Source organism: Flavobacterium sp. (genome assembly GCF_039595935.1).
In the GTDB taxonomy this organism is placed as follows: domain Bacteria; phylum Bacteroidota; class Bacteroidia; order Flavobacteriales; family Flavobacteriaceae; genus Flavobacterium.
Genome location: NZ_JBCNKR010000006.1, coordinates 2,655,203 through 2,677,485, shown reverse-complemented (window position 1 = coordinate 2,677,485; position 22,283 = coordinate 2,655,203). Strand labels below are relative to the sequence as shown.

The following is a 22,283-nucleotide window of genomic DNA, read 5'->3' as shown; positions in this document are numbered from 1 at the left end:
ATAAAATAGCAATACAGATACAGTTTTTGTAAATTGCAGCATAACAGTTTATTTTTATGAAGAGTTCAAATTACTTATACCTACAGTTTGCCGATGTTATAGAAAATCAGATAAAATCGGGACTTTTGAATGTTGGAGACAAACTGCCTTCTATACGCGAAGTCTGTGCTGAAACGGGTTACAGCATGAGCACCGTAAGCAAAGCATATTATGAAGTTGAGAGTCGATCACTGATTGAATCGCGTCCGCAATCTGGTTATTATGTGAGCAATATTTCAGCAAGAATAATTACAGAACCTTCTGCAAGCAGTCCGATATTAAAATGCGAAAATATTGATCGGGAGGATTTAATTGATCAGGTTTACGGTAATATGATGGATAAAAATATTACGATGCTTTCGTTGGGTTTTCCGTCAAATGAACTTCTTCCTATTGCAAAACTGAACAAAGGAATGGTTCAGGCGATGCGTCAATTGCCTAACAGCGGAACGAGTTATGAAGAGGTACAAGGTAATTTGAATTTAAGAAAAGAAATTGCACGCTGGTCTTTTAACTGGGGTGGTTCTTTAACAGAAAGAGATATTATTACAACTCCCGGATGCACTAGTGCCATATCGCATTGTTTAATGACGTTGACAAAACCGGGAGATACTATTATCACTGAAAGTCCTGCTTATTTTGGTATTTTACAATTGGCTAAATCTCTAGGCTTATATATTATGGAATTGCCAACCAATATGACAACCGGAATAGAATTAGATGCCTTGAAAAAAGCTCTTGCCACTAAAAAGGTTAGGCTTTGTTTATTAATGAGTAATTTTAGCAATCCCTCGGGAAGTATGATGCCTGTTGAACATAAAAAAGAGGTTGTAAAATTGATGGAGTTTTATAATATCCCACTTATTGAAGATGATATACACGGTGATTTGTATTTTGGCTCCAGCCGACCTACTAATTGCAAAACCTATGACGAAAGTGGTATTGTGCTTTGCTGCAGTTCTGTTTCTAAAACTCTGGCGCCGGGTTATCGCGCAGGATGGGTTTCACCGGGAAAATTTAAAAAAGAAATTCTTCGAAATAAAATTTACCACACACTGTCCTCTCCTACTATCACACATGAAGTTGTGGGCGATTTTTTAAAAAATGGGCGTTATGAAAATCATCTTCGTAAAATTCGTCAAATCTTAAATCAAAATTGCAATAATTATATCAATACGGTTTTAGAATCTTTTCCAGAGGGAACAAAAGTGAGCCAGCCGCAAGGAGGTTTTTTTCTTTGGGTCGAATTAGATAAAAAAATTGATACAGCTTCGTTTTATCATTTGGCTATGAAACATAACATCAGTATTGCGCCGGGAAGGATTTTTTCTTTTCAGGATCAGTTTTCGAATTGTATGCGTTTGAGTTTTGGACTTCCGTGGAGTAATGAATTAAGGGAATCTATTAGAACTTTAGGCAGATTGGCAGCGAAACAATTGTAATCTTTGCGCTTTTTTCTATTTGACATAGCCCGTGGTTTCAACCATGGGAGAGCATAATTTTCAAAAACAACTACATGTCCCCGTGGTTGAAACCACGGGTTATGTTTAGGTGATTTGTATTTCAAAAAAACTTAGAACCTTAGCAACTTAGAATCTTAGTATCTCTAAAAAAAACCGGACAGCATAACTAACAACACTGTCCGGACAACAATTAATTAAAGAAGACCAAAATTAAGGCTTTATAGAACGAAGTAAGCGTCTTTTTCTACTTTCTTAGCTTCGTCGTTTATTTCAAATTCTTTTAGGATATCAAATTCGCTTTGATATTCGTTGAGCATTTGTTTGATGTTTTTTTCAATTGTATTGGCAATTGTCGTAACAGGCGTATCTGTAGGTCTGTTTTCAAAAGGATCCTGTAAATGAATTGCCATTCTTTCGATCAAAAAGAAAGCTGCGGCAATTGCTGTAATTAACGGAATCGCAAACCAGCTTAATACACTTGTTAATCCAAAAGGCAGTAACAAAATAAACAAACATAAAGTCAGTCTAATATACATGCTGTAGGTTGTTGGGAAAATCGTATTCTTGATTCTCTCGCATTTACCCATTTCATCGCATAATCGCGATAATGTATTATCGATTTCTACCTGCTGATACATGTTGATTTTTTTCTCGTTTTTAGCATTTTTAAGATCGCGTGCATGCAGCATTAAGATAGCATTTGGAACGTTTTGATGGTTCTTGATGTATTTAATTTCTTCTTCGCTCATTAAACCTTTTAAGGGTTTTATCGCATCTTTATTTCGAAGTGCCTGACCTAAACTGTAACACCATGCGATTTGTCTTTTGGCAAAGTTTTCTTTGAATTCGCTTGCTTCTACAGAAAAATCAGGATCTTTATAAAAAGTCAAAACCTGACGAATTAAGGTTCTGGAATCGTTTACAACGGCTCCCCAAACGATTCTGGCTTCCCACCAGCGATCATAAGCCTGATTTGATTTAAAGGCTAATAATAATGAGATAATCGTTCCAATCATCGTTGGAATCGCAATTGGAATATCTACGGGAAGGTTAATAAAATAATGGTGAAATATTTCAAATAGTACGGTATAAGCCAATACTAAAGCAATTTCGACTTTAATTTTCCCGAGAACGTACTTCATTGGTATTCTTTTTCTTAATAACATATTTTCGGTTTTTAATTAAACAATTTGTGCCGTTAGGCACTACATATTGGTAGAAAACAAAAAATTGAAAATAAATTCAATCGTGCCGTAGGTACGAAAGAACTAACATTGCGTACCTACGGCACGCTTATGAAATTCCGCATATATTACTGGCTACCGATATTGTGCCTAGCGGCACATTTTAAATCAAGATTTGTATTAAGATTACTAGATCTGATTTTGAAAAAAACTAAACCAACTCTTCATATAATGAAAGCACCGGAAGTCCCAGTTTTTCATTAATGTTTTGTTTTTTTACTTTCTTAAATTTGATTTTTTCTCCTTTTCTTGTTTCTACCAAAAGGTCTATTTCATATTTTGAAATGGCTTCGGTTAAATATGGTGCAGCTTCTTCGAAATTATCATCAATTTTAGAAGTCTGGCTTACAATTTCATAAGAGAAATTTTCATTCAAAAACTGCTGAACATCTTTTACATGAACATTAGCAGAACTGTTTTCTATATAAAGTGCTTTTGTAAAATCTTCTTTAAATTCATTTCCTAAATGCAGAATCGGGCATTTTTGATTTCCTGCTAATTGCACTAAATATTGATGAATACGCTTAGTTTCCTGTTTATAAGAATGCGTCAGAATGACTAATTTTACAGAGAAATGCTCAATAATTCCTCTAAAAATTGGAGATGAAAGTCCGTATTGATTGTGAATTTTAATTTTGCAGTTTTTAGTATGATCAATCATGTATCTGCAAGTCTCTAAAACTTCTTCCTGACTTTTGGTAAGTCCGGTTCTCATTTCACGTAAAAAACTAGATGATGAAAAGGCATCCGGTGTTTCAGATACCATCATTAAAACAATTTCACAGTCTGACTCTTTTGCCTGGCTAATTGCTGATTTTACAGCTGAAATCGTATCATCTTTTAGAGTAGTAGGGATCAGGAAATTTTTCATATGTATAATCTTTTAGTTTATACATACAAAGTAACTTCCTGAATATTAGAAGGGTCTTAATCTTAAATTAGAATTTTCTAAGATTCAACATTAGAATTTTTAATATTGATTTTTTTCGTTTTTTCTTTCTTAAAAATAATTGTTACAATCGTTCCTTTATTTTGTTCCGACTGAACTTGTATTTCTCCGTCATGCATGCGAATGATTTTTGAAGCCAACGGCAATCCTAAACCGTAACCAATATATTTGGCGGCAATTTTTCCTCTAAAGAAAGGCTCGTACAAATGCGGAATATCTTCTGGCGGAATTCCGATTCCGATATCATTTATCGAAATTTTGATCGCATCCTGATTTGCCGAAAGTGTTACAAACACTTCATTATTATCAGAGTACTTTACGCCATTGGTAATGATGTTATTAATTGCCAGTTCTAAAAGCGGTTTATTACAAGGAATTAAAAGCAAATTAGAATCTTTTGGTGCAAAATTCATTTTAACACTCACACGGTTTTCCGGATAAATCTTATCTAAATCTGATTTTACGTCCAGTAATAATTCATCGATTCTGGCAATGTCCAAAACTTGTTTATTTCCGTCGTAACCTGTCTGTGTTAATTTTAATAAACTTTCGGTAAGATTTCCTAATCTTGATGCCTGACTGTAAATGTTTTGCAATGATTCTACATATTCTGCCACTTCACGTTCTTTCAGCAGCATAATTTCGGCTTCGGCAATAATAGTTGTAATTGGCGTTTTTAATTCGTGTGAAGCATTATTGATAAAATTAGCCTGAATTTCAAATGAAGTTTCGAGTCGGTCGAGCATATCGTTGAACGTTTCTGTCAAGTCTGAGATCTCATCAGAATTCTTAACTTCCGGAAGTCGGTTATGAAGATTTGACGCGCTGATTCTGTTTACTTCTTTGGTAATTCTTGCAACAGGGTTTATAACTCTTTTAGCCAGAAAACGACCTAAAAAGAAAGCAAGCAGAATAAATCCGATTCCGCCAAAAACCAATATTTTTATAATGTATATAGTTGTCGTTTTTCCTCTTCGGTCACGTGCGCCAACAATTACAATGTATTTTTGATCTCTTTCTGTAAAAACCTGACCCAGATAATATTTGCTGTTGATTTCAAAATAATCTTTTCCGGTTTGAAGGATATTAGTATAGAATTCATTGGGAAGATTTAGTTTTGTGTTATATTCAAAACTATTGGCACTGTTTATTTTAAGAACATATTCTTCTTCTTCAATAAGTTCTTCAAGTCCGTTTTTCTTTAAATTACTATAGTATTTGATTTTTTCCGGATCATGTTGAAAATGTATTGACGCGACAATTTTTGCCCTGTCATCTAATCTTTTTAAGAAATGATAGCGGTTATTTTCTCTAAATAAAACGAATACTATTACACTCAATAGCAATGTACTAAAGGTAGAAAGTGCTACATAAGTAAACGTAATTTTTTTTCTAATATCCATTTTATGTCTTTATAACATAACCTAAACCTTTCATGGTATGAATTAGTTTGGTTTTAAAAGGTTTATCAACTTTTTTCTTAAATAAGTAATATATACATCGACAACATTGGTATTCATATCAAAGTTGATATCCCAGACGTTATCTAAAATCTGGTCGCGGGAAACAATTCTTCCGGCATTTTTACCGAGATAATACAGCAATTTAAACTCTTTTGCCGTTAAAATTATCGGTTCGCCATCTCTTTTTACCGTTTTGGCACGTCCGTTAATTTCTAAATCGCCAATGGTAATAACGTCGATTTTATCGGTTTCCTGATGCGCTCTTCTGTTGAGAGCGTTTACTCTTGCGTCGAGTTCGCCAAATTTAAAAGGCTTAACCAAATAATCATCGGCGCCGGAATTAAGTCCTGTTACAATATTTTCTGAAGTTCCTAAAGCAGTTAAAAGTAAAATTGGAACGAAATTTTTGCTGGCGCGAAGTCTTCTGCAGATTTCGATTCCGTTAATATCCGGCAGCATAACGTCTAAAATGACAACATCAAAGTTATAATTATGAATCATCTCCAAGGCAGTTTTACCATCGAGAGCGACACTTACTTCGTTGTTGTTTTCCGCAAATCCTTTTCTTAAAATAGATAAAAGATTGGGTTCATCTTCGACTATTAGTAACTTCATATAATTTGTATATACAACAAAAATAAGGATTGACTTCAAAAATAGTACTCATAACGGATAGAAATTATGATTTAATTATGAACAATTACGATTGAGACACAAAAAAAGCAGCCTGATTTGGCTGCTTTTTGTTAAATATTTTCGTTTAACTCAAAATTTTATTACTTCTTAAAATTAAAGCTCAAAACTGCTCCTAATCCAAATTGAAAAGTAGAAACATAATCTTCAACTGCAACTGGTCCATACCAGTATGTCCAATAATAACTGTCTCCAACTGCAGCTGACATAGATTGTAAGTAAGCATTAATATTTACAGAAACTATTGATGCTGTTTTAATTTTTACGCCTCCTTTAATATCCCAGGCAAAGTAAGTTCCACTACCGCTTTGAGGCGTTTCAACAATACCAACACCCGCACCCGCACCTAAATAAGGCAGAAGATTTGTACCGGTATCAAAATAATGTGTAAAATCTGCAAGAATGAAGTTAAATGCTCCTTTATCATCACTTGAATTTAGTTGAGTGCCTAATGGACCATACACTGGTATTTTAACATCTGTTCTTAAATATTTTACCTCAAATGAATTATTTGTTGAAAAGAAATACTCAAATCCTGCTCCGTATTGAAAACCATCTTCAATTGTTGCAGAATAACCGTCATATTCCAACTTATCTGAAAAGTTATAACCACCATACAAATTAAGTGAAAATGACCTTGCATCCTGAGCCTGCATTCCTATCACCGACAGAAACGCAGCTAATAATAAACTGTACTGTTTCATAAATTATGTGTTTGAAAGTTAAATGGTTAGCCAAATTTAATATTTTTTATTGTAATTTCTTACATTTTTAAATATAAAATTCACAATATCAAATACTTACACTAAAAAAAAAAAAAAAAAACATGCTATTTTAGAAAGTTTCCCCGGCATTAAGATAAAATCCTTTCGAATTATTTCCCCAGGCATTATCGACAACTAAATTCGTACGTGTTTTTTTGTCAATTAATATTCGAAGTCCAAGTCCGGCTGATGGCTGAATAGCATGAAAAAGTGATACATCATTATCTTTGTTGCTTGCCGTTACAAAATTAGTAAAAGCCACACCGCTAAGCATTTGATTACAGGTTATGGGAAATCGAAATTCAGTTGAAAGGTATATAAGTCCATTTCCTCTAAATAATCCCTGTGTATAACCTTCTCCGCTCCTGCTGCGCTGATCCCAGCCTATTGCAGGCAAATTTAAATACGGAACTTCGCCTCTGGTAACAAATTGTCCGTAAGCCCAGATTCCGAGAATATATCGCTCGTTTTTCTGCGAAAGGGGAATGAAATTTCGATATTCTGCATACAAAACGTTGCTGTATTTCTGGTTATGGAATAAAACCGGATTGAAACGATAATTGATATTGGCAAACCAGCCGTGGGAAGAATTCACCTGATTATCGCGTGAGTCGTAAACAAGATTTAAACTTACTCCGGTTAAAAAATATTCTAAATCATCAAAACCGTGTTCTTTACTATAGTTATAATGATAGGTAAAATTTCCGTTTTCGACATCTAATTCTTTGTCTTTTATATTGGTATACCAATCGATATTGACACCTCCGCCAAAATAAAAATTCTTCCGCACTTCAAAAGAGGCGGTTTGATGAAATTTGAAATAATTATAATCCATCGCCTGCGCCAAAGAATCAATGCTGAAATTAGAATCCTGATCGCGTCTTGGCGGAATTATATCTGTTCCGAGTCCGTAATTTGGTTGTGAAAAAATATAAAGCCGATAATCTCCGCTGAGAAAGATTCGGTTATTTTTGAGCAGAATATTGTTTTTTACATTTATCAGCCATTGTTTTTTTACGGTATAAGTTATTCCCAAATTAGCTACCGAATATTTATCTGATTCTTGTTTTCCTTTGAAAGTATATTGCGCGACGGCACCAAAAAAGAAACCGGTTGCCGGCTGTGAACCAATTGCGGGAATTACAAGGAAGAAATTGTTTTTAGTAGGTTTTACAACTAAAGTGGAATCACTTTTTTTGAAGATTTCAAAAATGGTTTTAGGCGGACATATTTCTTTATTCTGAGAATTTGTTTCCGTTTGTGCGATTAGAAATAAAGGAAATAGAAAAAGCAGAACTGTGATTTTAATTTTATGCTGAAAACTTATTTTTTTTAATAATTTCATTCGGCAAAAATTTTAGTTTCTATTTAGAAGATCAAACCTCTTGTAAATATAATTCATTTTCAACACTTTACACAATTTAATTCTAATTAAGAAATAGAAAAAACCGTCAAAATTAGATGAATAGATATTATATTTTTTATAACTAATCTGTTTTGTGATAAATTTTTAATGAATTATATCTTTTTAAAAATAGATTTGATGTCCTTTTTTTATCATAAAATTCTAAATTTTTGTTTACAAATTTTCCACAATATTTTGGGTAAAGTAGTATCTTTTCAGTCTCAAATAATTATTAAAAGAGTTGAAAAAAGAAAGCGAATATTTTCTTGATAAAGAATACAATACTATTATTTACGCCAAAGACGATCTTAACTTTAAAGACTTTGAAGGCTGCGTTTTTAATAATTGTAATTTTTCTGCCTGCACTTTTTTAGCTGTTACTTTTATCGACTGTGTTTTTAACGATTGTATTTTCAGCGAAGCTAAAATTAATTATGTGGCGTTAAGAACGGTTACTTTTAATCGATGCGAAATTAAAGAAGTGAATTTCGCTATGTGTGATAAACTCATTTTCGAAGTTCATTTTAATGACTGTATTCTGGACTTTTCGAAATTTTATACTTTAAAATTAAAAGGAACTCCCTTTACCAATTGCAGTTTGATTGCCGTTGATTTTATGGCAGCTGATCTCACAAGTGCTATTTTTGATAATTGCGATTTGTACCGTTCAGAATTCAACAAGGCCATCGCCAACAAAGCCGATTTTAAAACGAGTTATAACTATACAATTGATCCGTCTAAAACTAAATTGAAAAAGGCTGTTTTTTCTTTGAAAGAAGTAAAAGGGTTATTGTTTAAGCATGATGTTATTGTGAGTTGAATAATATTTAATTTTAACAAAATAAGATAAATGAAAAAACTAGCTATTCTTCTTTTTTTAATCTTTCATTTAACATACGCGCAAAAAACTACTAAATTTAGAGATATTGGAGTAATATTTTCCGAAAATTATAATTGTTATCTTTTTGAAAATTTGAAACGTTTTACCCCAACTTCAAATGAAATTAATGAATTAGAAATTTTATTAGGCAAGAATATAGAAATTATCAATACTAATAAATTCAATCCATTAATACATAAAAATTTAAATAACTACAACAGACAATATTTTGGCATTTTTAACGAGAAAGGCCAAAAGATTATTTATGTAAATTTTCTCTGGAGAGAAAATACAGACCATCCTTTTAACAGAAACAAAAAAGAAAAATGGAAAACTGAATGGCAGGATATTTCAGATGGCGGAAGTTATTATTGGAATATAAAATACAATTTAATCAATAAAACTTTTTTTGATTTCCGAGTAAATACCCTTGGTTAAATTAGAGCTTTTTCCCCATTACATAATCCTCCATCAAATATCCATTTCCAATTTCAATGTCAACGGTTTCCTTAATTTCAAAACCTAATTTTTTATAGAAATTTAAAGCCGTATTAAAACGGTTTACATTTAATAAAAGGTTTTTTGAATTGTTTTCTAAAGCCATTTTTTCAATGGATTCAAAAACTGTTTTTCCGTAACCTTTTCCCTGTGTTTCCGGCAGAAGATAAATTTTATGGATTTTTGTAATGGCTTGATTGTTATAATTATGCTCAATTCCGATAAAACCAATCGTAGATTCTGAATCAGAAATTAGATAAAACAATTGTTCTTTATTCTCTATTTGCTTTGTTAGAGCTTCATCAGAATAAATTAAATCTAACATATAATCTAATTGTTCTTTTGTCAAAATTTCGCCGTAAGTAATTGGCCAGGTCATATTTGTGATTTTTTGAATTGTTTTTATATCACTTAAACCTGCGTCTGAAATAGTAATCATATTGAATTCTGAAATATTTTAATTTGTATAAACCTGATTTTCCTGCTCGCTTACGCGGATGAAGGTTGTTCGTTTTGAAAGTTCTTTTAGCCTCGGAGCGCCTACATACGTACAAGTACTGCGTAATCCTCCCAAAATATCCAGAACGGTATGAATGACATTTCCCCTAAACGGAACTTTTACTGTTTTTCCTTCACTTGCTCTGTATTCTGCAACTCCACCTGAATGTTTTTCCATTGCCGTTGCCGAACTCATTCCGTAAAATTGTTTGAATTTTTCACCGTTTATTTCGATAAGCTCACCTCCGCTTTCGGTGTGTCCGGCAAGCATTCCGCCTAACATTACAAAATCAGATCCTGCACCAAAAGCTTTTGCAACATCACCCGGAGTTGTACAGCCTCCATCACTGATAATGTGTCCGCCTAAACCGTGCGCGGCATCTGCACATTCGATAATTGCAGAAAGCTGTGGATAACCAACTCCTGTTTTTACACGTGTTGTGCATACAGAGCCCGGTCCAATACCAACTTTTACAATATCGGCTCCAGCCAAAAGTAATTCTTCGGTCATTTCACCTGTTACAACATTTCCGGCAATAATTATTTTATCCGGATATTGTGTTCGGGTTTTCTTTAGAAATTCAACAAAATGCTCTGAATATCCGTTAGCAACGTCAATACAAATAAATTTCAATGAAGGATTTGCTGTAATTACTTTTCCAATTTTCTCAAAATCTTCCTGTCCTGTTCCGGTGCTTATCGCAATATAATTATAGAAATCTGGTGTGGCATTTTTTAAGAAGTTATTCCATTCTTCTAAAGTATAGTGTTTATGAATTGCCGTGAAAAGTTTTTCTTTTGCTAAAACCTGAGCTATTTCAAAAGTTCCCACTGTATCCATATTGGCGGCCATAATTGGAATTCCTGTCCACTCTGAAGTACTGTGCAAAAACTTGAAATTTCGTTCTAAAGAAACTTCAGATCTGCTTTTGAGCGTTGATCTTTTTGGTCTGAACATTACGTCTTTAAACCCAAGCTTTAAATCCATTTCTATTCTCATAATTGAAAATTTTGGTTACTTTCAAATGTAATGATTTTAGAATTTAGATTGTAGATTTAAGATTTAAAATGCGTGTTAATTTTGGCACGCGGATGATACGCATTCACTTCGTGAAAACGCGGATTTGATGCGGATTTTTATTCTAAATATTTTACATTAAGGAAACCTATTTTATATTCAATCTTTAATGTATCGTTATTTCGCAATTTGTATAAAGACTTCAGCTTTCTTTTTAATCTTATGGAATCTATTTTGTTTAGTAGATCTTCAGACAGAATAAATTCTTTCTTATTATCATAAATATGAAATACTTTATTCTCATCATTCCTCAAAACAACATAGTTTTTACTGATTTTCTCAGCTTTTGTTTTGGAATTAAAATATAGTAAAACATTATCTGTTAATCGTTTAGAAGAAATAACAACAAAAAGAAAAACTACAAAAATGGAGAAAAAGAAAGTTTTATTAATTACATTCTTTTTCAATCCGATGATTAAAAATATTATAAATAATATCGATGGTAAAACAAATGAATATTTGCAAGATTCTTTCTTAAAAGCATCAATATCACTGTAAAAATATTTTCCTTTAACATAAGGATCTAAATAAAATACTTGCAATGCGACTATAATCCCAATAATTAAATATAACATTAAAGTAGGCCTCGATAGTTTCATATTTTGCCTGAATTAATTAATCACTATACCTTTTACCCGTGAATCGTTTCGTTTTTTCCGTAATTGGTAATAATTGATTCTTCAAAAGCCAGCCATTCTCTCCAGCGTTTTTCAACATCAATTCCTACTCCGTATTTACGTGCGTAAGTAATGAAAGTCGTATAATGTCCTGCTTCGCTTTCCATTAATTCTCTGTAAAAAACGGCAAGTTCTTCGTCCTGAATATTTTCAGAAAGTACTTTAAAACGTTCGCAGCTTCTGGCTTCGATCATTGCAGAAAACAATAATCTTTCTACAAGACCCGAAACCCGGCTTCCGTCTCCGCTTCTTTTCATGTATTGGTATAATTCGTTTACGTATTCATCTTTACGTTCACGTCCTAATTTTAATCCTCTTTTGATGATGATATTATGTACTTGTTCAAAATGATCTACTTCTTCTTTTACCAAAGCCAGTAAATCTTTAACCAAATCCTGATGCTCCGGATTGTTTGTAATAATCGTAATCGCATTTGTTGCGGCTTTCTGCTCGCACCAAGCATGATCTGTTAAGATTTCTTCTATGTTTTTCTCAACAATATTTACCCATCTTGGGTCGGTTGGCAATTGTAATCTTAATACGCCCATTTTATTTTTTGTTTAAGGTTTATTTGTTTAAAGTTTCAAGTTTTCTTTTCTAAACGAAAAAAGTTTAAAGTTTCATAATACGTTTATTTTCGCATTACAAAACTTTAAACTTAAAACCTGAAACTTTAAACTAATTAATATGCAAAAATTGGTCTTTCGCTCATTAATTCGTTTACTTCTTCAGCAACTTCTTCGATAAGATCTTCGTTTGTATGATCTGTAAGAACTTTATCAATTAAAGCTACGATTGTTTCCATATCTTTTTCAACTAAACCACGAGTTGTGATTGCAGCTGTTCCAACGCGAATTCCAGAAGTGATAAATGGTGATTTATCGTCAAAAGGAACCATGTTTTTGTTTACTGTAATTTCAGCTTTTACTAATGCGTTTTCAGCTTCTTTTCCAGAAATATTTTTATTTCTTAAATCGATAAGCATCATGTGGTTATCTGTTCCGCCAGAGATAATGTTGTAACCTCTTTTTACGAAAGCATCTGCCATTGCCTTTGCATTTTTTTGTAATTGCATTGCGTAAGTAAAGAACTCATCTTTAAGAGCTTCACCAAAAGCAACCGCTTTAGCAGCAATAATATGCATTAAAGGTCCACCTTGATTTCCTGGGAAAACAGCTAAGTCTAATAATGAAGACATCATTCTGATTTCTCCTTTTGGAGTTGTTAATCCTTGTGGATTTGGGAAATCTTTACCCATTAAAATCAAACCTCCACGTGGTCCTCTTAGTGTTTTATGTGTTGTTGTCGAAACAATGTGGCAATGTGGAATTGGATCGCTTAATAATCCTTTTGCAATAAGACCAGCTGGGTGCGAAATATCAGCAAATAAGATCGCTCCTACGCTGTCTGCAATTTGTCTGAAACGAGCAAAATCCATATCACGAGAATAAGCAGAAGCTCCAGCGATGATTAATTTTGGCTGTTCTTTAGTAGCAATTTCCTGAATTTTATCATAATCTAAACGACCAGTTTCAGCATCTACACCGTAGAAAACCGGACGGTATAAACGTCCTGAGAAGTTTACTGGTGAACCGTGAGTTAAGTGACCTCCGTGTGATAAATCAAAACCTAAAATAGTATCTCCAGGATTTAAACAAGCGTGATAAACTGCTGTATTTGCCTGAGAACCTGAGTGAGGCTGTACGTTTGCATATTCAGCTCCAAACAATTCTTTAGCTCTGTCAATTGCAATCTGCTCAATAACGTCAACTACTTCGCAGCCTCCGTAATATCTTTTGCCAGGATACCCCTCAGCATATTTATTAGTTAATACAGAGCCGGCAGCCTGCATTACCTCATCACTTACAAAGTTTTCAGAAGCAATAAGCTCTAATCCGTGAATTTGTCTTTCTTTTTCTTCTTGTATAAGATCAAAAATTTGTTCGTCGCGTTGCATTTTTTCGTTTTTCGTTAATTTCCTGCAAAAATACAAAAAAACGTTTGTGATACTGTTAGATTATGATATATTTGACATGTAATTTTTCAACAAATAATTAACATCTAAACATGCCAATAACCGCCAACGATACTAAAAGAAAATCATGGTTAGAAGTGCCAGAAAATAGCGACTTCCCCATTCAAAATATTCCTTTCGGTGTATTTCTTACCAAAGAAAATGTCGTTACCGTAGGAACGCGAATTGGCGATTATGCCATAGATTTAGGGGCTTTACAGCAACTAAACTATTTTGAAGGAATAGATTTAACCGATGATATGTTTATGCAGGATACGCTGAATGATTTTATTTCTGACGGAAAAAAAACATGGCGTTTGGTGCGAAACCGCATCGCTGATATTTTCGACGAGAACAACCCTCAGCTTAGAGATTCAACAAAAGACCGTGATATTGTTATTTTTAATATTGAAGATGTAGAGATGCAGCTTCCGGTTTTAATTGGAGATTATACCGATTTTTATTCAAGCCGCGAACATGCTACAAACGTAGGTAAAATGTTCCGTGATCCTGAAAATGCATTACTGCCAAACTGGCTTCATATTCCGGTTGGATACCACGGAAGAAGTTCTACAATTGTTCCGTCTGGAATTCCGGTTCACAGACCAATGGGACAAACTTTACCTCCTGGAGGAGATTATCCTGTTTTTGGACCATCACGTTTAGTAGATTTCGAATTAGAAACTGCTTTTATTACCACTGATGTAAACGTAATGGGCGAAAATATTTCGACTTACGAAGCCGAAGATTATATTTTCGGGATGGTTTTACTGAATGACTGGAGCGCGCGTGATATCCAGAAATGGGAATATGTGCCGCTGGGACCTTTCTTAGCTAAAAACTTTGCATCGTCAATTTCTCCATGGATTGTTACTATGGATGCTTTAGAGCCTTTTAGAACAAAAGGACCTAAACAAGATCCGTCACCGCTTCCTTATTTACAGACAAAGGGTAAAAAAGCTTTTGATATTCATTTAGAAGTTTCATTAAAACCTGAAGATGCTGTTGAAGAAACAGTAATTTCGAGATCAAATTTTAAATATTTATACTGGTCAATGGCTCAGCAGTTAACACATCACACTTCAAACGGATGCCGAATTAACTCTGGCGACATGATGGGTTCCGGAACTATTTCCGGGCCAACTCCTGACAGTTTTGGTTCTATGCTTGAATTGACTTGGGGAGGTAAAAATCCATTAAAATTAAAAGACGGCAGCGAACGTAAATTTATCGAAGATAATGATACGGTAATTATTCGCGGGTTCTGTGAAAATGCAGAAGTAAGAATTGGTTTTGGAGAAGTTTCAAGCCAGCTTTTACCTCCTTTCATTAGACAATGAAGAGTAGATAAAGATTCTGAAAAGATATAGAAATAAAAAACCTTGGCATTCACCAAGGTTTTTTTATTCTTTATGTTTTAATCTCACAAAATCGCAGAATTTTTAAACCATATAACTAATTTAAGTTCATTTAATTAGACTTTAATTTCTTGTATCACTTATATGGTTTCATATATTAAGCAGGAATCTGCTGGCTTAAACAATGTAATGTCCCGAATCCCCAAATAAAATCAATACAGCTTATTCCGATTACTTCTCTGTCTGGGAAACATTCTGATAATATATTTAAAGCTACACGGTCGTTGCTGTCATTAAATGTTGGTACTAAAACACAATTGTTTAGAATTAAGAAATTAGCATAACTTGCAGGCAGTCTTAGATCTTCAAAATCTACACGTTTTGGCATTGGCAAAGCTACAATAACAGGAGATTTTCCGTTTTCTAGTTTTGCGTTTTGTAAGCGTTTTAAGTTGTCCTGTAAAGGTTTATAATTTGAATCGTTTTTATCAGTTTCTACAATTGTTACAATTTTATCTTCGTTTACAAATCGGCATAAATCGTCGATGTGTCCGTGTGTATCGTCACCTTCAATTCCTTCACCCAACCAGATTACGTTTGTAACACCAAGATATTCTTTAAAAACAGCTTCGTAATCTTCTTTTGTAAAACCTTGATTTCGAACCTGAATCGTTGGATGCATTAAACATTCTTCAGAAGTTAAAAGAGTACCTTTTCCGTTTACATCAATCGCGCCGCCTTCAACAATTACCGGTTTTCCTTTATACATTACCTGCGTTAACGGAACATCAATGAAATCAGCTACTTTTCCGGGTACAAATTTATCTAACTGATAGTTTTTATATTTTGCCCAGCCGTTAAAATTGAAATTTAATGCTTCTCTTTTCGAACCATTTTTAACGATAATTGGTCCAGAATCGCGCATCCAGCTTCTGTTGGTTTTGTGAATTATGTATGAAACGTTTTTAATATTCACTCGGGCTCTTTCAAGCATTTCGGCAACTTTTTCTTTTAGCTTTTCATCGGCTACAACCAAAAAAACAGTTTCAAAAGCGGCTACTTTTTTAATAAATTCTACAAAAGCCCATTGAACAGCTTCGTATTTTCCCGGCCAGTCATTACCATTATGCGGAAAACACAATACAATTCCTTGCTGCTTTTCCCATTCTGCTGGAAATCTTCTATTATTTGTTGACATAAAAGGTTCTATTTTTTGAAAGTGTACAAAGATAAGCATTCGTTAGGATTATAAAACACCTCAGTCAAAATCATCTCAAATTTCACAAATAATATCTTCCAAAAATTAAGTTAAAGATTAAATAATAAAGGCTTAATATTCGCTCCAAACTTGGTAATTACATTTGGCGAAACTAAAAAACTAACAAATGAAAAAAGTAAGCCTTTCATTATTAGCAGCTTTATTTTTAATGACAAGCTGTAATAACGATGAAAACTCAAACAACGAAGAACAAGAAGTTGTTGTAAATGAAAATCCTGCCACTTTTAAAGAAATTGGTTCTATAACAATTGGCGGAGAAGCCGCTGCCGAAATCTCTGCATACTGCGAAAAAACAAAAAGACTTTTTACGGTTAACAACAGCGGAACAAATCAAATTGACATTATCGATTTAGCCGATCCTACTAAACCAGTAAAAATTGGTAAAATTGATTTAACTGCTTACGAGGGAGCTTCAAACAGTGTTTCTGTTTTTGACGGAAAACTGGCTGTGGCATTAGAATCAACTGTAAATAAACAAGGAAATGGAAAAGTAGTTATTTTTAATACTTCTGATTACAGCTTAATAAAACAAGTTACTGTTGGTGCTTTGCCTGATATGATTACATTTTCTCCAGATGGGAAATACATTATGACTGCTAATGAAGGTGAACCAAATACAGATTATTCACAAGATCCAAACGGAACAATTTCTATCATTGAAACAACCAATTATACAGTTACTACTCTTGATTTTAGCTCTTTTGCAAGTCAGGCAGAAACTTTGAAAAAAGACGGATTTAGAGTTTCAAAATTTGCTAAAAGTTTTGCTCAGGATATCGAACCGGAATACATCACTATTTCAGATGATTCTAAAACCGCTTGGGTAACTTTACAGGAAAATAATGGGGTTGCAAAAGTTGATTTAACTTCTAAAACTATTACTGCAATTTATCCGCTTGGTTTAAAAGATTTTAATAATGCGGATAATGCAATTGATGTAAGTGACAGCGACAGTAAAATTGCATTTAATCCGTGGAAAGTAAAAGGAATGTATATGCCGGATGCAATCAGTCATTTTTCTGCTAATAATGTTCCCTATTTTGTTACGGCCAATGAAGGTGATGCTAGAGAATATAATGCTTATACAGATATTAAGCGTATGAAAAACATGACTCTTGATGCAACAGTTTTTCCAGATGCTGCTAATTTAAAACTAGATGCTAATTTAGGAAGATTAAACCTTGTTGCGGATATGGGTGATACTGATGGCGATGGAGATTTAGATGAAATGGTAAGTTTTGGTGCCCGTTCTTTCTCAATCTGGAATGGTAATACAGGAAAAATCGTTTATGACAGCAAAAATGATGTTGACAAAAAAACAAATGAACTAGGAACTTATGATGACAAACGCAGTGACGATAAAGGTTCTGAACCAGAAGCGGTTTATGTGGCTAAAATGGGTTCTCAAAACATTTTGTTTGTTGGTCTTGAAAGATCTGATGCTTTTATGACTTATGATGTTACAAATCCTAATGCACCTCAATATTTACAAACTGTAAAAACAGGAGATGCTCCGGAAGGAATTCTTTTTATTCCTGCTTCTAAAAGTCCAACAAAAAGAAGTTTACTTGTAGTAAGCAGCGAAGGCGACGGAAGTATTAAAATTTATCAGCCAGACTTGAAATAACTAGAATTTTTTAGAATTGAAAAGGGTAAAATTTAGATTTTACCCTTTTTTTTTATCAAAAATCAAATTTTAATTAACGCATTTTCAGCTTTATAAGCCAAACAATGGGAATTATATAAAGCAGAATAGAACATATTCCCAAAAAGCGAGCCCTACTTTTGCTAAGAGTTTAAATAAAAGCCGAATTAAATATTTGATATTATGAAAAAGAAATTAGCATCTGTATCCCTTTTACTATTAGCCTTTGCAGCAAATGCACAAATGACTACTACGTCTACAAAACCAGCTGTCGATCAGCCTGAATATAACAAATGGTCTATTGAATTGAATGGTGGTGTAAACAAACCAACTCGAGCAATGACTCCTGGTTATGCAACAGAAAGTTTGAATTTATTTCACGGAGATTTAGGTGTAAGATATATGTTTAATCCAAAGTTTGGTGTAAAACTGGATGTGGGTTATGATCAATTTAAAGAAAAAAGCAATACTCCGGATTTTGAAAGCCGCTACGTTAGAGCAAGTTTACAAGGGGTTATTAATGTTGGACGTGCTTTGAATTTTGAAAGCTGGACGAATACAATTGGTATTTTGGCACATGGAGGTTTTGGAGTTTCGCAAATTAGTACTGAAACTGGTTTTGGCGGACAAGATTATATGGCACACGGAATTGCTGGTTTAACCGGGCAAATTAAGTTGAGCAACAGAGTGGCATTGACAGGTGATCTTACCGGAATTATTAATGGAAGACAAAACTGGAATTTTGACGGAATGGGAAATACTACTACAGGTTCTTTTGACGGGATTTTACTAAATGCTTCTGTTGGTTTGACTTTCTATTTAGGTAAGAATGAAAAACATGCTGACTGGTATTCTGAAGAAAATGAAAGATTAAACAAATTAGAAGACAGAGTTACCACTATCGAAACTAATCTTATTGATACTGACAAAGACGGAGTTGCTGATTTGTATGATTTAGAGCCAAACACAATTGCAGGAGTTGCTGTAAATACGAAAGGACAATCTATTGATAATAATCAAAATGGTGTGCCGGATGAATTGGAAAGCTATTTAGATAAAACGTACGAAAAGAAAGGTAACGGAGCTACTAATAATACTGTTGAAGAATTAATTAATGGAGGATACGTAAATGTTTATTTCGATTTTAATTCATCTAAACCTACAAATGCTTCTTTATCCGGTGTTGATTTCTTAGTAAAATATCTTAAAAATAATCCTGGAAAATCAGCTGATATTATTGGTTATGCAGATGAAATTGGAAAAACAAGTTATAATACTGAATTATCAAGAAAAAGAGCTGAAGCTGTGAAAAAAGTTGCTGTTAATGCAGGAATTGACGCTTCAAGACTAAATGTTGTTGCTAACGGAGAAGACACTTCGGTAAACAAAAATTCTAAAGAGGCACGTCAGATCGTGAGAAGAGTTACTTTCCAAGTGAAGTAAATTATATATAGATTAAAAAAGGCGGTTTCAATAATTTTGAAACCGCCTTTTTGTTTTATATCAAAATAAATAATTATTTATCGATTGCTCTTTTTGTTATGTCTCCAAAAGCATCAATTCTTCTATCTCTGAAGAATGGCCAGTTTTGACGAACATTTTCCTGTAAATCTAAATCAACCTCAGCAATTAAGATTTCTTCTTTATCATGAGAAGCCTGAGCTAAAATTTCTCCTTGTGGTCCAGCAATAAATGATGCTCCCCAAAATTGGATTCCTTCAGTTCCTTCAATATACTTTTCAAGTCCGATACGGTTTGCAGCTGCTACGAAAACACCATTTGCTACAGCATGTCCTTTCATAACATTCATCCATGCACCGTATTGGTTTTCTCCGTATTGTTCTTTTTCTTTTGGATGCCATCCAATTGCCGTTGGATAAAATAACACCTCAGCTCCTTTTAAAGCTGTAATTCTTGCAGCTTCCGGATACCATTGATCCCAGCAGATTAAAGTTCCAACTGTTCCTTTTTTAGTTTCGATTGCCTGAAATCCTAAATCACCTGGCGTGAAATAAAATTTTTCATAAAAATGCGGATCGTCCGGAATGTGCATTTTGCGGTATAAACCAGCTTCTGTACCATCTGTATCGATGATATACGCACTGTTATGGTAAATTCCCGCCATTCTTTTTTCGAAGAAAGGAACAATAATTACAACTCCTAATTCTTTTGCCAGTTCGCTAAAAGCAATAAATGAAGTACTGTAAAGTGGTTCTGCTAATGCAAAATTATCTACGTCTTCGCTTTGGCAGAAATAGTGACTGCTATATAATTCAGGCAGTAAGATAACCTCAGCTCCCTGACTTGCAGCATCTCTTACCCAGCTGATACATTTTTTCAAATTGTTTTCGGCTACATCATTCAGATTTAACTGAATTACCGATATTTTATATTTTCTTTTCGACATGACATAAAATTTAGAGTGCAAAAATAGTAATTTTTGAAGGAATGACAAAGGCCATAAGTTTTATATAACTACATATAGTTCTATCAAAAAAGAAAAACCATTTTACAAAGATTTAAAATTTCAAATCTTTGTAAAATGGTTTTATACCTCAGAATTATGTTTAAATTATTCGATAACGACTTTTTTAATAAGGAATTCTGTTTCCGATTTTCTGAATTTGATTTCAAAAGTTCCTTTTGCAATTGGAGAAAATGTATAAACTGTATGCAAAGCTGTAGGTGTTTGGTTTGCACAAGTTTCTATAGGATATTTTGCTTCTACTTGAAATCCTTCTTCTTTACCTATAGAAGTATCACCAATTCTATCAAATTGGCCACAAGCATTATCAACAGTATAAGAAATATCAAAATTAATATCAACACCAACTTTTCCTGTACCCGGACCGCTAATTGCAGTAACATTTGCTGCTCTGGAAGTAGTTTGTGGCGTTTCTTTACTATTATCATCACTGCTGCATGAAACTAGAAAAACAGTTAAAAATAATACTGCTAAAACTGATTGTAATCTAAAAATTCTCATATAAAATTAGTTAATTGTTTATTATTAAGATGGCGCTAAAATACAAAGGTTGCTTTAATAAATGCTAAATTTTATCACAACGTAAAAATAAAAGTCATCTTATCTTAACTAAAAGTTTAATTATTGCATTTAGGCTATTTTTTTAAAACTAAAAAAAGCGTCAAATATTATACTAATCAATTATAACTTTTTGAATTAAAAATTTTGTGTCTGATTTTTTATTTTTATATAATTGTAAAAAGTTAGACTTATATGAAATAATTAATTGCAAAAAACATTTTTTTTAAGCTGTAGTCTCTTTCTTTTTGAAAAGCTTTTTTAATAGATTTATAATTGCTAAAGTAACAAACCCTAAACCCAGCCCAACAACAAATTCCTTAATAATAGCAGGAATATTTATTTCTTCTGATAAATGATGAAAATAAGGAATGTAATGCACAAAAATACCTCCGGCAACTAATATTAAAGCAATTGTACCAATAACTGTTAAACTTTTAATTACTAACGGAAGCGCTTTTACTAAAATATTTCCAATAAATTTTGAGATACTTTTTTCTCTTTTACTAAATTTAATCAGTTTGTACCCAGCTTCATCCATTCGCACGATAAGAGCCACGATACCATAAACCCCGATCGTTGCTACTACAGCTATTATTGAAGTTACAATGATTTGCTGCATGATAGGTTTACCAATAACAGTTCCAAGGGCGATAATTACGATTTCTACAGATAATATGAAGTCGGTTACAATTGCTGATTTTATTTTACCTTTTTCTGCTTCCAGGATTTGTTCTTCAGTAAGTGTTTCTTCGGTAATCCCTTCTGACTCTTCATGTTCATGAGGAAAAATAAATTCGTAAATTTTTTCTGCCCCTTCATAAGCCAGAAAAAGACCTCCCAGAACCAAAATTACAATAATTGCAATAGGAAAAAATGCACTTAATACAAATGCAATTGGAAGAATTATTACTTTGTTTAATAATGAACCTTTGCTGATTGCCCACAAAACCGGAAGTTCTCTTGATGATGCAAACCCGGAAGCCTTTTCGGCATTTACGGCTAAATCATCTCCCAAAATTCCTGCTGTTTTCTTTGCTGCAACTTTACTCATTACCGCAACATCGTCCATAATTGCTGCTATATCGTCTAATAGTACGAAAAAACCTGATGCCATTATTTTATTTTTTGTTTTAAAATTTAGTTGTGCGAATCTAAGACTTTTTATCCTAATCTCTTTAACGATAAGGGGATTTAATTTTTAACTGCACTGTCCTAATAATACCCAAAGAATGATAAAAACTATAATGGTTCCGAAACAGCCTCCGCCTAATTTTTTCGCTCCATATCCTG

Annotated in this window: 20 protein-coding genes and 1 pseudogene; 6 read left to right on the top strand and 15 right to left on the bottom strand. The window is 33.3% G+C overall.

Translation table 11 applies throughout. The features are described from left to right. The first annotated feature begins 56 nt into the window (after window positions 1-56). The gene (locus tag ABDW27_RS21355) at window positions 57-1,481 is read left to right on the top strand and encodes a PLP-dependent aminotransferase family protein (RefSeq protein ID WP_343697745.1); all 1,425 of its coding nucleotides are present in this window, start codon (window positions 57-59) and stop codon (window positions 1,479-1,481) included. A gap of 239 nt (window positions 1,482-1,720) precedes the next feature. Here the strand turns inward: ABDW27_RS21355 and ABDW27_RS21350 are convergent, their stop codons facing one another. The 6 genes and pseudogenes from ABDW27_RS21350 to ABDW27_RS21325 all read right to left on the bottom strand — a co-directional run bounded on the left by ABDW27_RS21350 (window position 1,721) and on the right by ABDW27_RS21325 (window position 7,960). Further along, window positions 1,721-2,668, bottom strand: a complete 948-nt coding sequence (locus tag ABDW27_RS21350) for a bestrophin family ion channel (RefSeq protein WP_343697744.1) — start codon at window positions 2,666-2,668, stop codon at window positions 1,721-1,723. A 229-nt stretch (window positions 2,669-2,897) separates the two neighbouring features. Beyond that, complete coding sequence (locus tag ABDW27_RS21345; RefSeq protein ID WP_343697743.1) at window positions 2,898-3,617, bottom strand: hypothetical protein; 720 nt, start codon at window positions 3,615-3,617, stop codon at window positions 2,898-2,900. 77 nt (window positions 3,618-3,694) lie between these two features. Beyond that, window positions 3,695-5,098 (bottom strand): HAMP domain-containing sensor histidine kinase, encoded by a 1,404-nt coding sequence (locus ABDW27_RS21340; RefSeq protein ID WP_343697742.1) that lies wholly within the window; start codon window positions 5,096-5,098, stop codon window positions 3,695-3,697. 1 nt (window position 5,099) lies between these two features. Then, window positions 5,100-5,773: pseudogene (locus ABDW27_RS21335) on the bottom strand (response regulator transcription factor). Between the two features lie 161 nt (window positions 5,774-5,934). Next, window positions 5,935-6,555, bottom strand: coding sequence for an outer membrane beta-barrel protein (locus ABDW27_RS21330; protein WP_343697741.1), 621 nt, complete (start codon window positions 6,553-6,555; stop codon window positions 5,935-5,937). A gap of 130 nt (window positions 6,556-6,685) precedes the next feature. Beyond that, entirely contained in the window at window positions 6,686-7,960 is a 1,275-nt protein-coding gene (locus ABDW27_RS21325; protein WP_343697740.1) for a BamA/TamA family outer membrane protein, read from the bottom strand. A 301-nt stretch (window positions 7,961-8,261) separates the two neighbouring features. Here ABDW27_RS21325 and ABDW27_RS21320 point away from each other — a divergent pair, with 301 nt between their 5' ends. Together ABDW27_RS21320 and ABDW27_RS21315 are read left to right on the top strand one after the other, a co-directional pair. Then, entirely contained in the window at window positions 8,262-8,840 is a 579-nt protein-coding gene (locus ABDW27_RS21320) for a pentapeptide repeat-containing protein (protein ID WP_343697739.1), read from the top strand. A gap of 30 nt (window positions 8,841-8,870) precedes the next feature. After that, window positions 8,871-9,338, top strand: a complete 468-nt coding sequence (locus tag ABDW27_RS21315) for a hypothetical protein (RefSeq protein WP_073414284.1) — start codon at window positions 8,871-8,873, stop codon at window positions 9,336-9,338. 1 nt (window position 9,339) lies between these two features. On the opposite strand, the gene ABDW27_RS21310 is transcribed toward ABDW27_RS21315, so the two are convergent. The 5 genes from ABDW27_RS21310 to glyA all read right to left on the bottom strand — a co-directional run bounded on the left by ABDW27_RS21310 (window position 9,340) and on the right by glyA (window position 13,608). After that, the gene (locus ABDW27_RS21310) at window positions 9,340-9,837 is read right to left on the bottom strand and encodes a GNAT family N-acetyltransferase (protein WP_343697738.1); all 498 of its coding nucleotides are present in this window, start codon (window positions 9,835-9,837) and stop codon (window positions 9,340-9,342) included. Window positions 9,838-9,855: 18 nt separating this feature from the next. After that, window positions 9,856-10,896: a GMP reductase gene (locus ABDW27_RS21305; protein ID WP_343697737.1), complete on the bottom strand. Its 1,041-nt coding sequence runs from the start codon at window positions 10,894-10,896 to the stop codon at window positions 9,856-9,858. Between the two features lie 137 nt (window positions 10,897-11,033). Continuing rightward, window positions 11,034-11,573, bottom strand: coding sequence for a hypothetical protein (locus tag ABDW27_RS21300; RefSeq protein WP_343697736.1), 540 nt, complete (start codon window positions 11,571-11,573; stop codon window positions 11,034-11,036). Between the two features lie 32 nt (window positions 11,574-11,605). Continuing rightward, entirely contained in the window at window positions 11,606-12,199 is a 594-nt protein-coding gene (locus ABDW27_RS21295) for a tRNA-(ms[2]io[6]A)-hydroxylase (protein ID WP_073414278.1), read from the bottom strand. Between the two features lie 134 nt (window positions 12,200-12,333). Further along, entirely contained in the window at window positions 12,334-13,608 is a 1,275-nt protein-coding gene (gene glyA / locus ABDW27_RS21290) for a serine hydroxymethyltransferase (protein ID WP_343697735.1), read from the bottom strand. Window positions 13,609-13,718: 110 nt separating this feature from the next. Here glyA and fahA point away from each other — a divergent pair, with 110 nt between their 5' ends. Then, on the top strand, window positions 13,719-15,005 hold the full coding sequence (gene fahA, locus ABDW27_RS21285) for a fumarylacetoacetase (protein ID WP_073414274.1): 1,287 nt from the start codon (window positions 13,719-13,721) through the stop codon (window positions 15,003-15,005). A 175-nt stretch (window positions 15,006-15,180) separates the two neighbouring features. On the opposite strand, the gene ABDW27_RS21280 is transcribed toward fahA, so the two are convergent. Beyond that, the gene (locus ABDW27_RS21280; RefSeq protein WP_343697734.1) at window positions 15,181-16,221 is read right to left on the bottom strand and encodes an agmatine deiminase family protein; all 1,041 of its coding nucleotides are present in this window, start codon (window positions 16,219-16,221) and stop codon (window positions 15,181-15,183) included. 187 nt (window positions 16,222-16,408) lie between these two features. On the opposite strand from ABDW27_RS21280, the gene ABDW27_RS21275 reads away from it, so the two are divergent. Both ABDW27_RS21275 and ABDW27_RS21270 read left to right on the top strand, forming a co-directional pair. Further along, complete coding sequence (locus ABDW27_RS21275) at window positions 16,409-17,929, top strand: choice-of-anchor I family protein (protein ID WP_343697733.1); 1,521 nt, start codon at window positions 16,409-16,411, stop codon at window positions 17,927-17,929. A 201-nt stretch (window positions 17,930-18,130) separates the two neighbouring features. Then, window positions 18,131-19,390, top strand: coding sequence for an OmpA family protein (locus ABDW27_RS21270; RefSeq protein ID WP_343697732.1), 1,260 nt, complete (start codon window positions 18,131-18,133; stop codon window positions 19,388-19,390). Window positions 19,391-19,463: 73 nt separating this feature from the next. On the opposite strand, the gene ABDW27_RS21265 is transcribed toward ABDW27_RS21270, so the two are convergent. From ABDW27_RS21265 to ABDW27_RS21255, 3 genes are all read right to left on the bottom strand, one after another. Then, the gene (locus ABDW27_RS21265) at window positions 19,464-20,354 is read right to left on the bottom strand and encodes a carbon-nitrogen hydrolase (protein WP_274253161.1); all 891 of its coding nucleotides are present in this window, start codon (window positions 20,352-20,354) and stop codon (window positions 19,464-19,466) included. A gap of 165 nt (window positions 20,355-20,519) precedes the next feature. Beyond that, on the bottom strand, window positions 20,520-20,933 hold the full coding sequence (locus ABDW27_RS21260; RefSeq protein WP_343697731.1) for a hypothetical protein: 414 nt from the start codon (window positions 20,931-20,933) through the stop codon (window positions 20,520-20,522). Between the two features lie 283 nt (window positions 20,934-21,216). Continuing rightward, a complete protein-coding gene (locus ABDW27_RS21255; protein WP_343697730.1) occupies window positions 21,217-22,107 on the bottom strand; it encodes a DUF808 domain-containing protein in 891 nt (296 codons plus the stop codon). Window positions 22,108-22,283 lie beyond the last annotated feature (176 nt).